This is a genomic window from Agrilactobacillus fermenti, from assembly GCF_047943045.1.
Taxonomy (GTDB): domain Bacteria; phylum Bacillota; class Bacilli; order Lactobacillales; family Lactobacillaceae; genus Agrilactobacillus; species Agrilactobacillus fermenti.
The window spans coordinates 2,541,682-2,558,619 of the sequence record NZ_CP181347.1 but is presented as its reverse complement, the minus strand read 5'-3'; the positions used below and the strand labels follow the sequence as shown (position 1 = coordinate 2,558,619).

Here is a 16,938-nt window from a genome sequence, read left to right as displayed (position 1 = left end):
ATGTATTTAGAACAATTAGAACTAACCAATTTTCGAAATTACAAAAAATTAATTCTAAATTTTGACCAAGGCATTAATATTTTTATAGGTGCAAATGCTCAAGGTAAAACAAATTTGCTAGAAGCCATTTACGTCTTGGCGTTGACACGAAGCCATCGAACGTCGAATGATAAGGAAATGATTCAGTGGCAGCAAGATTTTGCGCGGATCGATGGTCAAGTTATGCGCCAAACAGGTAAGTTACCGCTTGAACTTATTATTAGTAAGCAAGGCAAACGGGCCAAAGTCAATCATTTAGAACAGAGCAAACTTTCGGCATATTTGGGTAATTTTAATGTTGTGCTATTTGCGCCAGAAGATTTAGATATCGTTAAGGGTTCTCCAGCCACGAGACGCCACTTTATTGATATGGAATTCGGTCAAATGAGTGCTAATTATCTGTCTAATTTATCTCAGTATAAGTTAGTTTTAAAACAGCGTAATTTATATTTGCGTCAATTGAAGTATCAACAAGCTAAAGATCTCGTGTATTTGGAAGTATTATCAGATCAGTTAGCAGCATTTGGCGCAAAAGTGATCAAAATTCGTTATCAATTATTGGCTCAAATGGAGAAATTTGCCCAAGTGATCCATAAAGAGATCACAAATCAACAAGAAACCCTAACATTCCAGTACCGTACGTTAATCAAACAGCATGCTTTGACTGATTCAGAAGAAACAATTTATCAAGAAATCAAGGCCATTTATACTGAAAACCAACCGCGTGAGATCGAACAAGGGACGACATTGTATGGACCTCATCGCGATGATGTTTTATTTTTTGTTAATGATCAAAATGTTCAAGCCTTTGGTTCTCAAGGCCAACAACGTACCACAGCGCTAAGTGTCAAATTAGCAGAAATTGATTTAATGGCGGCCCAAACCGGAGAATATCCGGTTTTATTATTAGATGATGTGTTGTCCGAATTAGATGATGTACGACAAACGCATTTATTAAAGGCTTTTCAAGACAAAGTGCAAACTTTCTTAACCACGACGAGTTTAGATAACGTTGCTAAAGAAATTATCAATGATCCAAAAGTATTTCATATAGATTCAGGAATGATCAAAGTTTAGTTCACCAAATGGAGGTTATGAGATGTCAGAGGACTTATCAAAAGACACGAATTTACCAGCAGAAGCAGAGGCTGAAGCGGAAGAAGCTAAAGAAAGCCAACCAACCCCTGAACAATTAGCTGCTCAAAAAGAACAACTGGAAGAACGCGCAAAAGATTACGATGCCAGTCAAATTCAAGTCCTAGAAGGTTTGGAGGCTGTTCGCAAACGGCCGGGGATGTACATTGGGTCTACAAGTGCCCAAGGCCTGCACCATTTGGTCTGGGAAATCATTGATAATGGGATCGATGAAGCTTTAGCTGGTTTTGCCACTGAAATCAATGTTTCTGTAGAACCAGACAATAGCATTACCGTGTTTGATAATGGCCGTGGGATTCCCGTTGATATTCAGGCAAAAACGGGGCGGCCAGCTTTAGAAACTGTGTTTACGATCTTACATGCTGGCGGTAAATTTGGCGGTGGCGGTTATAAAGTTTCTGGTGGCTTGCATGGTGTTGGTGCTTCCGTGGTTAATGCGCTTTCTTCGGAATTAGATGTAACGGTTACTCGAGATGGTAAACGTTACTACATGGATTTCAAGCGCGGCAAAGTCCACACAGAAATGAAAGTGATCGGTGAGGCACCTGCTCATGAACATGGTACTAAAGTTCATTTTTCACCAGATCCTGATATTTTTACTGAAACGACCGTCTATGACGATAAAGTTTTGACCACGCGCATTCGCGAATTAGCTTTCCTAAATAAAGGTCTAAAACTGACTTTTACTGATAAACGTGCGGAAACTCATGAAAAGCTAGAATTCCATTATGAAGGTGGGTTAAAGAGTTACGTAGAGTTCTTGAACGAAGGCAAAGATGTGCTCTTTCCAGAACCGATTTATGTGGAAGGTCAGCAAAATGGCATTACCGTTGAGGTTGCGTTGCAATATACGACTGGCTATCGTAGCAATTTGATGACCTTTGCCAATAATATTCACACCTATGAAGGCGGAACGCATGAATCCGGATTTAAGACCGCTTTGACCCGTGTTATCAATGACTATGCTAAAAAGACGAATTTATTCAAGGATAATGATGAGAATTTATCAGGTGAAGATGTTCGTGAGGGCATGACAGCCATTGTCAGCATCAAACATCCAGATCCACAATTTGAAGGTCAGACTAAGACAAAACTTGGTAATTCAGATGCTCGGACCGTGACAGATCGGATGTTTTCAGAAACTTTTAGTAAGTTTTTGATGGAGAATCCGTCAGTTGCTCGTAGCATTGTTGAAAAAGGTTTGTTAGCTGCCCGAGCTCGAGTCGCTGCCAAGCGTGCACGTGAGGTAACACGAAAGAAGTCTGGCTTGGAGATCAGTAATCTACCAGGTAAATTAGCCGATAATTCCAGTAAAGATCCTGAAATTTCGGAATTATTTATTGTCGAGGGGGACTCTGCCGGTGGTTCTGCTAAATCCGGGCGTTCTCGTTTGACACAGGCTATTTTACCGATTCGAGGTAAGATTTTAAATGTTGAAAAAGCTAGTATGGATAAAATTCTAGCCAATGAAGAAATTCGATCATTGTTTACGGCAATGGGTACGGGTTTTGGTTCTGATTTTGACTTAGCCAAAGCACGCTATCATAAGCTGATCATTATGACTGATGCCGATGTGGATGGGGCGCATATTCGGACGTTATTGTTGACGCTATTTTATCGTTATATGCGCCCAGTAGTGGATGCCGGTTATGTTTACATTGCCCAGCCACCACTGTATCAAGTTCGCCAAGGCAAATTCCGGAAATATATCGATTCCGATGAAGAATTACAAGATACATTAGCTCAATTGTCTGCCAGTCCAAAACCTGTGATCCAGCGGTATAAAGGGCTTGGTGAAATGGATGCGGAACAGCTTTGGGATACAACGATGAATCCAGAAAATCGGCGGCTTCTTAGAGTTGAAGTTTCAGATGCTGAAGACGCCAATGGTGTTTTTGAGATGTTGATGGGCGATAAAGTTGAACCAAGACGTGAATTTATTGAAGAGAATGCAACTTATGTCGAAAACTTGGATGCTTAATTACATCTAGTTGGTTCAAGGAAATGAAAGGGGTCATTAAAGCACATGGATAATGCACAGGATCGGCGCATTACAAATGTTAATTTATCTAAAACCATGCGCAGTTCGTTCTTAGATTATGCCATGAGTGTTATTGTGGCGCGGGCATTGCCAGATGTTCGTGACGGGTTAAAACCAGTGCATCGGCGTATTTTATACGGTATGAATGAGCTGGGGGTCACGCCGGAAAAGCCTTATAAAAAATCAGCACGTATTGTAGGGGACGTCATGGGTAAATTTCACCCCCATGGTGATTCTGCAATTTACGAATCTATGGTGCGGATGGCTCAAGATTTCAGCTATCGTTATATGCTGGTTGATGGGCACGGTAACTTTGGTTCAGTAGATGGCGACGGCGCAGCTGCTATGCGTTACACTGAAGCACGAATGAGCAAAATTGCGATGGAAATGCTGCGGGATATTAATAAAGACACCATTGATTTTGAAGATAACTATGATGGTAGTGAACGAGAACCAACAGTTTTACCAGCACGTTTCCCTAATTTACTGGTCAATGGGGCGACTGGGATTGCCGTCGGAATGACGACCAATATTCCACCCCATAATTTAGCGGAAGTCATTAAGGCAATCCATATCTTAATGGACAACCCTGAGGCTTCCATCGAAGATCTTATGGAAGTCCTGCCGGGACCAGATTTTCCTACCGGCGCGATTGTTATGGGTAAATCAGGCATTCGTAAAGCCTATACGACAGGTAAAGGTACGATTACTTTACGGGCCAAAGTTGAAGTTGAAACCCAAAAGAATGGGCGGGAACGCATCATTGTCGATGAGATTCCTTATATGGTCAATAAAGCAAAATTAGTTGAACGTATCGCTGAATTAGCCCGGGATAAACGGATCGATGGAATTACTGATCTCAATGATGAATCTGATCGTGATGGCATGCGGATCGTGATTGATATTCGCCGTGATATGAGCGCTACAGTGGTTTTAAATAACTTGTATAAGTTAACACCATTACAAACATCATTTTCATTCAATATGGTGGCTATTGTTGATGGCGCACCTAAAGTACTGAATCTTAAGCAGATTTTACAGTATTATTTAAAACATCAAGAGCAAGTAATCCGGCGCAGAACGCAATTTGACCTGAAAAAAGCTGAAGCACGGGCGCATATCTTAGAAGGTTTGCGGATTGCTTTGGACCACGTAGATGCGATTATTAGTTTGATTCGTAACGCACCTAATGGCGATGTCGCTAAGACCCAATTGATGGATCAATACCAGCTAAGTGACAAACAAGCGCAAGCTATTTTGGACATGCGTTTTGTTCGCCTGACTGGTCTTGAACGTGAAAAAATTGAGTCAGAATATAATGAGCTGCAAAAATCGATTTCTGAATATAAAGCTATTTTAGCTAGTCCTGAACGGATCAACCAAATCATCTATGAAGAATTGATGGAGATTCAAAAGAAATTTGGCGATGCTCGGCGGACTGAATTATTGGTCGGTGAAGTCTTAAGCATCGAAGATGAAGATTTGATTGAAGAAGAAGAATCGGTCATCACATTGACCCACAATGGCTATGTCAAACGGCTTTCTTCCACAGAATTCAAAGTCCAAAATCGAGGTGGCCGTGGGATCCAAGGCATGGGCGTTCATGATGACGATTTCATTGAACATTTAGTTTCCACATCGACCCACGACACGTTAATGTTCTTTACCAATGCAGGCAAAGTTTATCGTTGTAAGGGCTATGAGATTCCAGAATATGGCCGGACAGCCAAAGGGATTCCAATTATCAATCTATTGGATATTAACCCGGATGAAAAAATTCAAACAGTGATTCATATTCCGCGGGATCGGGATGAAAACGAAAGCTATTTGTTCTTCGTAACACGGTTAGGGGTTGTCAAACGAACTGCTGTTGCTGAGTTTTCTAATATTCGTAAGAGTGGGCTGCGTGCCGTTACCTTACGTGATGAAGATGAGCTCAGCAATGTCATCTTAACAACAGGTAATGATAATATCTTGATCGGGACACATTTAGGCTATGCCGTTTCATTCAATGAACAAGATGTTCGGCATATGGGTCGAACTGCTGCTGGTGTACGGGGCATTCGCTTGCGTGATCAAGATTATGTTGTCGGCAGTGATGTCTTAGATCCGAATAAAGATGTTTTCGTAATTTCTGAACATGGTTACGGTAAACGGACGCCGGCTGGTGAATATCCAATTAAAGGCCGGGGCGGTAAAGGTATTAAGACTGCAAATATCACTGAAAAGAACGGGCCATTAGCTGGCGTTACCACGATCAGCGGCAGCGAAGATATTCTTTTAATGACCAATACAGGTGTCATTATTCGCTTTGAAGCCCAGAATATTTCAACGACTGGTCGGGCAACTTTAGGCGTTCGCTTGATCCGTGTGGATGACGACGCTGTGGTGTCAACTATGGCTAAAGTTGATCCAGATACTGAGGTTGATAATTTGAATGCTAATGATCAGGACCAAGCGACAACGACTAGAACGACAACTACTGAAGCAAGTGATACACCTGATTTAGATCAGGAACATCCTGAAGTAGACGAATTATTGCGTCGAGCTAAGGCTGATCAACAAGAAGACCGTAAAGATTCGGATGACTCAGATACTGATGAATAAATCTAAAACACATGCTATTGGTCCAATCATTTCGGTAGCGCTACTGTCTTTTATGGGTGTTCTGACAGAAACATCCATGAATGTTACGTTTCCAGCTTTGATGAAACAATTCGGAGTATCACTAACTACTGTTCAGTGGGTCACCACTGGGTATTTATTGACAGTCGCTTTATTAATGATTACTTCTGCTTATCTTAAAAGGCGATTTACGAATCGCCTTTTATTTGTGACTGCGGCTTTATTATTTATAATTGGTGATCTATTATGTGCGCTGGCACCAACATTTTGGCTATTGTTACTAGGCCGCTTAATTCAGGCCGGTTGTGTAGGATTAGCTGCACCTTTAATGGTCAATATCATTTTAGATACAGTGCCACGAAATAAATTGGGCACTTATATGGGGCTTGCCAATCTGATTATTTTGATTGCACCTGCTCTAGGCCCAACTTTTGGCGGCACGATGGTCTATCTTTCTGATTGGCGCATGATCTTTTGGTCGACCTTACCACTGGCGATTATTTTATTGTTGGTAGGGCAAGGGCTGATCAAACAATATACGCCGACAAAACGAATCAGTTTTGCTTGGGGGCAATTTGTATTCTTGTCCATTGGCTTAGTCAGTCTGATTATTGGGCTGAATGAATTGAGTAGCCCAAGTCATTATATCCGGGTGCTGCTTTATTTTAGCGTAACGCTAATTGCGTTCGTTATTTTTGGTTATTGGGCCAAGCACTCAGAGAAAATTTTGTTCAAGTTAACGGTATTTAAACGATCGAGTTTTATTTATAGTTTTTTACCCTACGTATTTTTACAGTTCTCAAATGTAGGTATCAACTTCATGCTGCCGAATTATGTCCAAATGGTTAATCACGCCAGCGCCTTTATCGGCGGTCTAATTTTATTCCCGGGTAGTTTATTAAATGGTTTTGGTCAGCCAGTCTATGGTTGGCTGTTAGATAAGTACGGTGGTCGCTTACCGTTGTATTTAGGCAATAGTCTGGTGTTGATCACGGCAGTCCTCTTCATGCTCATGGGCCAGCAGTTAACGATCATTGCGGTCGTTGTTTTATACGCAATCTTCAGCACAGGACGGTCCATGGCTTTTAGTAATTCCATGACCTTTGGGTTGAAACAATTACAAAAAGATGAACGTAATGATGCCAATGCGTTATATAATACTGGGCAACAAGTTTTTGGTTCAATTGGGACCACGCTGATGGCGGTATTGATGATGTCAGTACGATGGCCACAGCATACGCACGTCCAAAATGTGGCTTTGGGGAGTCAAATTGCTTTTGGGCTTGTAGGACTTTTGGCTTTATTAAATGTATGGTTCTATCGTCGCCTATTAAAGCATGAATTAAAAATTGTGGCTTAAAAAGAATGTTTCTGCGTAATTTGTATTGACTAGCGAAGTCAATCGGGTTATTCGGAAACATTTTTTAATTTGAATTGTAAAAACAAGAAAGGTATGTTAGAGTAATTATTTGTGAGTATCCATCTATTGGGATGGACCGAGAGATTCGGTGCTCCTTGTTGCTTACTTTGTGAGCAACCATAAGTCCATGAGGAGGTGTAAATACAGTGGCTACACATTATGAAATTACTTATATCATCAAACCAGATATTGATGAAGAAAGTAAAAGCGCACTGGTAGAACGTTTTGATAAGATCTTAAAAGACAATGGTGCAGAAATCATTGACTCAAAAGATTGGCAAAAGCGTCGTTTTGCTTATGAAATCAATAAGTATAACGAAGGCACTTACCATATCGTAAACGTCAACAGTGAAAATACTGATGCAATCAATGAATTTGATCGTTTAGCTAAAATCGAAGATGCTATTTTGCGTCAAATGATCGTTAAGCGTGAAGACTAATCAATTTTTGATGTTTGGAAAGGAGCAGTTATAAATGATCAATCGAGTTGTACTCGTTGGCCGATTAACCCGGGATATTGAACTTCGCTATACTAACAGCGGTGCCGCCGTTGCTAGTTTCACCGTGGCTGTCAATCGCCAATTCACGAATGCCTCTGGTGAACGTGAAGCTGACTTTATTAACTGCGTCATTTGGCGTAAGGCTGCTGAGAATTTTGCGAACTTCACAAAGAAGGGGTCGCTTGTTGGTATCGATGGCCGGATTCAAACCCGATCTTACGAAAACCAACAAGGGCAACGGGTATATGTAACTGAAGTTGTTGTTGAAAACTTCTCACTCTTAGAACCTAGATCCACCACAGAACGTCGTGAAGATGGTTCAAGTTCCAATAATTTCTCTGGCAACAATCATAATACGTCGAATCAAAATTCCCAACCATCTGCTGGTAATAATCAGAAGAGCAATGATACTGACATGCAAGATCCCTTTGCGGATAACGGCCAGTCCATTGATATTTCCGATGACGATTTACCATTCTAGTCACTAAATTAGAAAGCTAAGGGAGGGACTCTTAATGGCACAACAACGTCGTGGCCGTCGTCGCCGTAAGGTAGACTTCATCGCCGCTAATCATATTGAATATATCGATTATAAAGATACTGATTTATTGAAACGGTTCGTTTCTGAACGTGGTAAGATTTTACCGCGTCGGGTAACAGGGACAAGCGCTAAAAACCAACGCAAAATCACTGCTGCAATCAAACGTGCACGGATCATGGGTCTTTTACCATTCGTCGTTGAAGATTAATTAAACTGATGAATGGCGAGGCTGGGACATAAGCCACGCAAAATAAAATAATCGTAGTTTTCAGACTGATATTGAATCTGAAAACCACGATTATTTTTTTAACGATTGATTTTCTAAAAATAACATTGACTTTGAGGGTCAGTTTCAGCAGATTAGCTGCCATAATTGCAATTCCTGCTTCAGTAGTAACCTTTTCAATCCCACGAACCGAGGTTCGTAGGTACTTCAAATTAGCCTTCAGATTTCCGAAGAATGGTTCATCTTCGATTTTTCTCAAGGCATAAATTGCTTTTGTTTCATCATTATCTTTTAGTCTTTCACGCATCTGTTGTTTATGGTGTTCCCAATTGGGATTGATGTTGATCTGACGCAGGTTACCTCCAGGTGTATGAGCATAGAAATAACCCTCCGGGTCGTCATAATCTAGAGCACGATAGGTTCGAAGGTTTCGCACGAAACCACCCTTGTCTTTGCGGTGACCTTCTCTAATAAAGTGGAATTTGATGCCATGCTCGTCAGTATAGTAATCTTTGATCGGATCATAGTTCCAGTTCATTATTTTACTTGCATCACGTCGATAGGATCGAGTCTGCTCTTTTTCGAACATCCCGTAAGGGATCAGAGCTTGTGCAGTCAGTTTGTTTTCAATGTAGTTATAATTCTGTTCACTACCGTAGCCCGCATCTGCCACAATATATTTTATTGGTGTTGTTTGGAAATCCATAGATTGTAAAAATGGGATCAGCGTTCTTTGATCAGCTGGTCGTTGGTTGATATCGTAGTATAGTGCAAACTGATTTTGAGTCGCGATCTGAAGATTATAACCTGGCTTCAACTGACCATTTTGCATTGCATCTTCTTTCATGCGCATAAAAGTTGCATCCGGATCAGTCTTAGAAAAACTATTTCGATCACCAAAAATTGCATTGTTAGACTCATATTTACGTTTTCTAGGTAGGTAGTCACTGTCGATTAAATGACGGTCATGTTTGAACTTTCGCCGTAGGCGTTTGTTAGGTGAACCGCCGGGAATAATCGGCTCTGTCGCAATCACTTGATCTAACCGTTCGATTTCGTTAGTCAACTGCTCGGACGTTTTTTCAAGTGTTTTTGAGTCTGTCTTTGGCGCTTCATCTGACATTGCCAGATCAACTTTATTTGAACGAGTTCCTGATAAAGGCCAGCAATTTTTTATCTAGTTGTCCTTCAAACCTTTCGGAGGCCTTGCGCCAGACGAAGGTATACTTGTTGGCATCAGCAAGTAGTTTCGTACCATCGATGAATAATGCACTATCATCGATCAAGCCTTGGGCTTTTAATAATTGCCGAAAGCTCAAGAACATTGCCTCTACCAACCGCTTCATCTGGTCGGAAGAACGAAATCTATTGATGGTACGGTAACTAGGAACGGTATCTGGATCACCGATCAACCATTTAGTCGGAATATTCTCTTGAGCCATAGCCTCTATCTTACGGCCAGAAAAGTTTTGTCTGGTATAGGCAAATAAGATGACTTTTAAAGGCATTGCTGGATTATAAGCCGGGCGGCCAGAGGTCATGGCCTTTTCGTAAATTAATTTATCGGGGATCGAATCGACAAAATGACTAATGGCAACGGCAACGTGGTTTGATGGGATATTGATCTCCAAAGGGATTGATAAACGCAACTGATTATTGTTATAATTTTGATACACGACAGTGTCCTCCTTTTCTTTCTAGAGTTTTGTCGCTTATAGAATAACATTGGAAGGCACTTCGTGCCTACATAAAAGCAAAAAATTCCTTGAGATCAGATCTCAAGGAATTTTTTACTTTAGGCTGTATAAAAAGACTTATGTCCCAGCCTCACTATTTGATTACATTAAAGTTGTATTATGGATATTTACTTAGAATGATCTTCTTTTGGATCTGGCGCATCGTCTGCTGTCTTATTTTTCGATTGTTCCGCTTTTTTCAAGTCATCTCGATTGATCGTTTTGAAATAAGAATCGGCTTTGAATTTAATATCAGATGGTAAAGACTGTAATGGTTCTGGTGAATTTGTATCTGTTTGGGTTGGTGTTTCAGCAGTTGGTTCATTTGTAGGATCAGGGGCAGTTTCAGCTGATACTGCAGATGTTTCAAGTTCGGGATTAAGTGCGCCCTTTAATTGTGGTAAATAGGCAAATGGGGTGAAGAGTAAGAAGTTATAAGTGAATTCATAAAAATGCTGATCCACAAAACTGCTGAGGGCGATGAGTAACATGATAAAGCCAAATAGATAATGTTGTTGTTTTAGAAATGCCCGTGTCTTCCAAGTATAGAGCAGTAAAATAATGACGAAAAGAACTATACCGTAACATAACAGCATGCGCACGTAAGAGGAATCTAAGACGAAATAATTAATTGTGCCGTTACCGCGAGCTGCTTCATAACCCTTTACAGTCCCCCAACCTTGCATGGGGATATACTTACCAAAAGGGGATAAGCCATAATTGGTAAAGCCAATTTTACCGTAAACTAAACGTCCAGAAAGTAGGCGGTTGGCAGTGTCAAAAAATTTGCTATTCGGGTGTGATAAATAAGTCAAGACATTTATCAAAATTGCTAGAATGGGAATTGCTAGCCAGCTAATAGAAAGCAGCTTATTCATGATTTTGCGCGTCACTTTAAATTGTAATAACGCGGCACCAATGATGAGCAATACCATCAAAGCCGCATCGGTTCTAGTATCAGTGAAATAATAGATGACGCCAGTGGCAATTATAAATGCCAGGTAGTCATAAACTTTTAATTTACCTTTTTTGTAGTAAGTGTACCCGGCCGCTAGATAGAATAGATGAGCGGCAAAGTCAGTCCGATAAATAATCCCAAAGGAATGTAGTAATTTACCGTTGGCACCCGTTCGACTGTAAGTTAGATCAGGAATCAAACCAAACATAGAAGCTAAAAAAGCGATAATCATTAAGGCCGCACTAGTTATCAAGATCCATTTTAAAATTTTATGAAAGTCAATTTGACGTGCACCGATAATACCCAAACAAATAAAAATAGTTAGTGCATAGTGTGAAGCAAAAAATACAATTACAGAGACAACAAAAAATAAAATGGCAAAAATAGCAGACTGCTTGGTATAGTGATCAAAAATAATTGCTTTAGCCCCAACACAGAAACCAAATAAAACTAATAATTGCGTGTCTAAAACAGGCATTGAATCTACAAAAGTTGTGGTTTGCAGGAAATTATAGATAAAATAGAGTATAAATGGGATGAAAAATAGATTATTGCGGATTTTTAAATCTAGAGCTGGTTTTGTTTTTGTCATTTTTAACGTCCATTCCCTAAGATAGTTAGTTAGGTTAATTTTACAACTCCTGTTATCTTTTTTGAAGTCTATCCCCACAAAGAATCACTGCATTTTAGTTCACGATGGAGGTGATTGATAATGACCTATTTGGTTTTTTATAATCCTAATGCTGGTAACACTGAGATTAAAGTAATTGCACAGAAAGTTAAGGCGGCTTTAGAACAACAGAAAATTAATGTTGTATTTGTAGTTGGTCAAGATGCTGACGATGCCTTACAACAATTAGAACGTGCGATTCCAGAGGCAGCTGCGCTAATTTGTATTGGCGGTGATGGCAGTATCAATTTAGCAATGACAGCAATTTTAAAAACAAAGACCAAGATTAAAGTTGGCATTATTCCTGGGGGCACAGTTAATAATTTTACAAAGGCGTTAGGCATTCCTCAGGATATTGACGATGCGATTCATACCTTGATCACCGGAAAAACTCGTCAGGTAGATCTGGGTCAGTGCAATGAACAGGCAGTTGTTAGTTCGTTGGTTTTTGGGACATTAGCAGATATTTCTAATAATGTCCGTCAAGAAGAAAAACGACGCTTTGGTAAATTTATTTACGTGATGAAGGGGCTTAAAGGCTTATTGAGTCAGCATGCCTATCGCATAGCTTTAACTCGAAATAATCAAACAATGCATTACAAGATTTGGACTTGTTTGATTACGACGAGTAACTATATTGCTGGCTATCAGTATTTAGCTAAAGATACATCTAATTTCAAAATAATGATGCTCCACAATTTTGCTTTTACAAAGATTCCCGCCTATATTTACTATCTTTTTACTGGCCGTTTGAAAGAGATGAAGGGGACAACTGTTTTCACAGCCGATCAATTGAAGTTTACGGTAGATGATGATACCCAGATTCGGGTCAGAATTGATGGAGATGCAGCGATGACATTGCCAATTAACTTGGTCTTTTATCCCAAGGTTGTATATGTAATCACGCCTAAATAAATGAAAAAGGATCGATTTAAAGAGGTTTAAAGTTGTATATCTTTAGAAAACGTTTTACATTTAGGTAGAGGTGATCTAAATGAAAAAGCAACGATATTTCTACCTTATATTTATTTTATTATTCAGTTTTTTTGGGTTAGTTTCAGAAACGCAGGCGGCAGATAAGGGTGCTGGTTACACTATTGCACCGGTCTATCCAGAGAATCAAGTCGATCAGCATTTAGGCTATTTTTCATTGAAAGTGACGCCTGGACAAAGGGGACAGTTAGCCGTATTGGTGCAAAATTTGAGTGCTACGAAAACCAAGAAGATTTTAGTGAAACCAACGGCTGCAACGACTACGGATCAAGGACAGATCAATTATAGTCCGAGTAATAAAAAGAAAGATTCATCGGCAACGTATATTTTGCCAGAATTATTTTCGAAGCAAGTCACCGTTAGTGTTGCACCTAAAACCAGCCGAGAAGTAACTTTTGAGTATCAAATACCTCAAAATGGGTTTAAAGGTCAAATATTAGGGGCTATTTATGCACTGGATCAGACAAGCTCTAGTAATCAAAACAAATCACAATTCGGGATTAATTCCAAATTTGCAATGGTTGTTGGCGTGCAATTAAGTCAAGATCCGAGTAAAAAAGTTGCGCCTAAGCTTAATTTAAGGACTGTTAAACCGGCTATTCAAAATGGGAATGCAACGATCCAATTGAATATTCAGAATAGTCAGCCGATATTATTTGGTAAACTTAGTTTGAATGCACAAATCAAAAAACTCGGACAGCAGCAGGTCATTTTGAAGCGCAAAGTCAGCAATTATCAAATGGCACCAAATACAAACTTTAATTTTAATATTGATGCGCCAAAATCCAAGCTGACGGCTGGTAATTATACCGCTTTAGTAAATGCAAAGGCTGGCGACTATACGTGGCGCTTAAAACGGAACTTTACAATTTCTGATAATCAAGTGCATAAGCTGAATCAACCACAAACGCCGGCAAGAAACGGCAACATGATTTGGTATATTCTTTTAGCTGTATTATTGTTGCTAGTGATTATTGTGCTAAGCTTTGGTGCACGGACAAAACGGCGGAGACGGCACTAGTTTATGATGAATTCAAGGGTGTCAATTAAGCAAACAGAATAAAGTAAGATTAGCATTTTTATGACTGAGGCAGAATTCAAGTTTTGTCTCAGTCATTTTTAGGCTTAAAGGGATCCAAAATGCCCTTGCTTAATGCCTTTTATCGCACGTTTTTTTGACGCTATTTATGTTCTGGCTGTAATGGTGGCGTTTCACCTATCGAGTACTTTATGCTAAAATATGTCCATTAATTGTTTCTTAATATTTTTTCGTAAAAATACGCGGAAAATCACTAGAAATTGGAGTTTGATATGAAGAAATTCGCTTCAAAGTTTGAGATCCCTGGTATTTTTAGGGATCGCGATGTTAAGATCATGGGTATAATTATATTGGCAGTGGCGGTTATTGCGACCGTGCTAACACTGATTAAAAGTCTATTACTCGGCCTACTTTTGTTAGGTCTATTTGTGGTTCTTTTTGGGGCTATCTACTTCGGCAGTTTGCGGGTCAATAAACGGACCAATGAGTATGTTTCAAATTTGTCTTATCGGATCAAACGCGGGGAACAGGAAGCATTGATCAAGATGCCTATTGGTATCCTGCTATATGATGAAAACGAGCGTATTCAATGGGCTAATCCCTATATTCAACAATATTTGGGTGATGCTGAAATTTTAGGCCGAACCATTTCAGAAGTTGATGAAGAACTGGGTAAAATTGTCCAGACTAGTGAAACTTCTGAAGAGGTTCAAATTGTCCATTGGGGTGATAATCAGTTTGAGATCATCAGTCAAAAGAGCTTAGGGGTGGTCTATTTATTAGATATTACCCGCTATGCTAAAATTGAGGATCGTTATCAAGATGAACAAATCGTAATTGGACAGATTTTCGTCGACAACTACGATGAAGTGACTCAGTCGATGGATGATCAAGAAATTGCCAATTTAAATAATTATGTCACGAATAAATTGACTAGCTGGGCTAATGAGTTTCAGGCTTTCTTAAAGCGTGTCGATGATGACCATTATATTTTGATCACCTATGCAAAATCTTTACGGGAAATGGAAGCTGATAAATTTAACTTTTTAGATGATATTCGCCAAGAAACGTCGCAAAAAAATTATCCTGTAACTTTAAGTTTAGGAATTGCTTATGGCGATCAGGATCTAGCGGCTTTAGCCAATACTGCTCAAAATAATTTGGATCTGGCCCTGGGACGTGGCGGTGACCAAGTCGTGGTCAAATCACCTAATGAGGATGCCCGATTCTATGGGGGAAAGACCAACCCAATGGAAAAACGAACGCGGGTGCGGGCGCGAATGATTGCCCAAGCGATTCAAGATATTTTTCGACAGGCCGATCAGATTTTTGTGATGGGTCATGCCGCACCAGACATGGATGCTATGGGTGCAGCCATGGGGATTCGCCGGATCGCCCAGATGAATGACAAGCTGTGTCATATCGTGGTTAATCCAGCCAATGTGCATACGGATGTGAAGCGGCTGTTAAGCGATATGGCTGATTTCCCTGAGATCGAACAAAGCTTGGTATCTCCAGAAGATGCGTTGACGATGACCACTGATCATAGTTTGCTGATCATGGTGGATCATTCCAAGCCGTCGATTTCTATTAGTCCAGAGCTTTATGAGCAGCTGCAAGCACGAACCGTTATTATCGATCATCATCGCCGAGGCCAAGAGTTTCCCGAAAATCCGATGTTGGTCTATATTGAACCCTATGCCTCATCTACCTGTGAACTGATTACAGAGATGTTTGAATACCAGCCTCAGAATATGCCTTCGATCAATAAACTTGAAGCGACTGCGATGTTGGCTGGAATCACAGTCGATACCAAGTCGTTCTCGCTGCGTACAGGTACACGGACATTTGATGCAGCTAGTTATTTGCGTTCGGTGGGTGCCGATGGTGTCATGGTACAAAACTTGCTGAAAGAAAATGTGAATGATTTCATTCAACGGAACCACTTGATTGATACAGTAGAAATGATCGAGCCTAATATTGCTTTGTGTGTGGGGGAAGAGAATCAGACCTATGATCCCGTTACTGCGGCTCAAGCAGCGGATACATTATTATCACTATCTGGTATTGAAGCTTCTTTTGTGATTGTTGTCCGGCCTGATGGTAAAATTGGTATTTCCGCAAGAAGTAACGGTGAATTCAATGTCCAAGTAATCATGGAAAAAATGGGCGGCGGCGGACATTTATCCAATGCAGCGACTCAGATTGCTGAGAGTTCTATTGCTGATGTGCGTCAACAATTAATTGATATTTTGCACCAAGATGAATCTGAAAATTGATATAATAAAAACGAGCGGAGAGTGAGACAAAAGGCGGTTAGCGACCGAGCACTAACGAGAATCACACCAAATGGTGGACTTGCCATTTGGTGTGATCCGCAGTTAGGTGAGGGCGTTGCCTTTTGGCACACGTTTAAAATAAACGAGCGGGAACAAAATATTAGGTTTGTCCCAATCTCGTTAAGGAGGTCTTCATATGAAAGTCATTTTCCTAGAAGATGTACGGGGAAAAGGTAAACGTGGTGAAGTTAAAGAGGTACCTGATGGCTATGCCCAAAATTTCTTGATTAAACGCGGTAAAGCAAAGGCTGCGACAGCTCAAGCAATGAGTGAATTGAAGGGCAAGCAACACGCTGAAGAGAAGCAAAAAGCGGAAGAACTAGCTGAAGCACAGGATTTTAAAGCGAGACTTGAAGCTGATAAAACCGTGGTTCAGTTGCAATCTAAAGCAGGTGAAGATGGGCGCTTATTTGGTTCCGTGCCAAGTAAACAAATCGCTCAAGCGCTGGAAAAACAATATGGCATGCATGTTGATAAACGCAAAATTGACTTACCTGAGCCAATTCGTTCCTTAGGGTATACCAATGTGCCAGTCAAGCTTTTTCCTGGTGTGGAAGCTAAGATACGTGTGCATATCACTGAGCAAAAATAATAGTCGACCACAGCCTATTTGAAGTTAGGTTAGTTTAGGATTAAATATAAAAAACACACGCAAG

Annotated in this window: 14 protein-coding genes; 11 read left to right on the top strand and 3 right to left on the bottom strand. The window is 40.3% G+C overall.

Annotation, left to right across the window (positions count from 1 at the left end; genetic code table 11):
• The 7 genes from recF to rpsR all read left to right on the top strand — a co-directional run bounded on the left by recF (nucleotide 1) and on the right by rpsR (nucleotide 8,529).
• Complete coding sequence (gene recF, locus ACNAN0_RS12660) at nucleotides 1-1,116, top strand: DNA replication/repair protein RecF (protein ID WP_230914375.1); 1,116 nt, start codon at nucleotides 1-3, stop codon at nucleotides 1,114-1,116.
• 22 nt (nucleotides 1,117-1,138) lie between these two features.
• On the top strand, nucleotides 1,139-3,175 hold the full coding sequence (gene gyrB / locus ACNAN0_RS12655) for a DNA topoisomerase (ATP-hydrolyzing) subunit B (protein ID WP_330166091.1): 2,037 nt from the start codon (nucleotides 1,139-1,141) through the stop codon (nucleotides 3,173-3,175).
• A gap of 45 nt (nucleotides 3,176-3,220) precedes the next feature.
• The gene (gene gyrA / locus ACNAN0_RS12650) at nucleotides 3,221-5,842 is read left to right on the top strand and encodes a DNA gyrase subunit A (RefSeq protein ID WP_230914374.1); all 2,622 of its coding nucleotides are present in this window, start codon (nucleotides 3,221-3,223) and stop codon (nucleotides 5,840-5,842) included.
• A complete protein-coding gene (locus ACNAN0_RS12645) occupies nucleotides 5,793-7,220 on the top strand; it encodes an MFS transporter (RefSeq protein WP_407929215.1) in 1,428 nt (475 codons plus the stop codon). Before gyrA ends, ACNAN0_RS12645 begins: the two co-directional genes overlap by 50 nt.
• 206 nt (nucleotides 7,221-7,426) lie before the next feature.
• Nucleotides 7,427-7,720 (top strand): 30S ribosomal protein S6, encoded by a 294-nt coding sequence (gene rpsF / locus ACNAN0_RS12640; protein WP_230914372.1) that lies wholly within the window; start codon nucleotides 7,427-7,429, stop codon nucleotides 7,718-7,720.
• Between the two features lie 34 nt (nucleotides 7,721-7,754).
• Nucleotides 7,755-8,261, top strand: a complete 507-nt coding sequence (gene ssb / locus ACNAN0_RS12635; RefSeq protein ID WP_230914371.1) for a single-stranded DNA-binding protein — start codon at nucleotides 7,755-7,757, stop codon at nucleotides 8,259-8,261.
• Between the two features lie 34 nt (nucleotides 8,262-8,295).
• Complete coding sequence (gene rpsR / locus ACNAN0_RS12630) at nucleotides 8,296-8,529, top strand: 30S ribosomal protein S18 (protein ID WP_416353479.1); 234 nt, start codon at nucleotides 8,296-8,298, stop codon at nucleotides 8,527-8,529.
• Here the strand turns inward: rpsR and ACNAN0_RS12625 are convergent.
• From ACNAN0_RS12625 to ACNAN0_RS12615, 3 genes are all read right to left on the bottom strand, one after another.
• Complete coding sequence (locus tag ACNAN0_RS12625) at nucleotides 8,495-9,670, bottom strand: transposase (protein ID WP_416353478.1); 1,176 nt, start codon at nucleotides 9,668-9,670, stop codon at nucleotides 8,495-8,497. The genes rpsR and ACNAN0_RS12625 overlap by 35 nt on opposite strands.
• Nucleotides 9,671-9,683: 13 nt before the next feature.
• Complete coding sequence (locus ACNAN0_RS12620; RefSeq protein WP_416353477.1) at nucleotides 9,684-10,223, bottom strand: transposase; 540 nt, start codon at nucleotides 10,221-10,223, stop codon at nucleotides 9,684-9,686.
• A 188-nt stretch (nucleotides 10,224-10,411) separates the two neighbouring features.
• A complete protein-coding gene (locus ACNAN0_RS12615; protein ID WP_230913086.1) occupies nucleotides 10,412-11,833 on the bottom strand; it encodes an O-antigen ligase family protein in 1,422 nt (473 codons plus the stop codon).
• A gap of 120 nt (nucleotides 11,834-11,953) precedes the next feature.
• On the opposite strand from ACNAN0_RS12615, the gene ACNAN0_RS12610 reads away from it, so the two are divergent.
• The 4 genes from ACNAN0_RS12610 to rplI all read left to right on the top strand — a co-directional run bounded on the left by ACNAN0_RS12610 (nucleotide 11,954) and on the right by rplI (nucleotide 16,874).
• A complete protein-coding gene (locus tag ACNAN0_RS12610) occupies nucleotides 11,954-12,826 on the top strand; it encodes a diacylglycerol/lipid kinase family protein (protein WP_230913087.1) in 873 nt (290 codons plus the stop codon).
• Between the two features lie 79 nt (nucleotides 12,827-12,905).
• Complete coding sequence (locus ACNAN0_RS12605; RefSeq protein ID WP_230913088.1) at nucleotides 12,906-13,925, top strand: DUF916 and DUF3324 domain-containing protein; 1,020 nt, start codon at nucleotides 12,906-12,908, stop codon at nucleotides 13,923-13,925.
• A gap of 290 nt (nucleotides 13,926-14,215) precedes the next feature.
• Nucleotides 14,216-16,222, top strand: a complete 2,007-nt coding sequence (locus ACNAN0_RS12600) for a DHH family phosphoesterase (protein ID WP_416353476.1) — start codon at nucleotides 14,216-14,218, stop codon at nucleotides 16,220-16,222.
• Nucleotides 16,223-16,418: 196 nt separating this feature from the next.
• Complete coding sequence (rplI, locus tag ACNAN0_RS12595) at nucleotides 16,419-16,874, top strand: 50S ribosomal protein L9 (protein ID WP_230913090.1); 456 nt, start codon at nucleotides 16,419-16,421, stop codon at nucleotides 16,872-16,874.
• Nucleotides 16,875-16,938 lie beyond the last annotated feature (64 nt).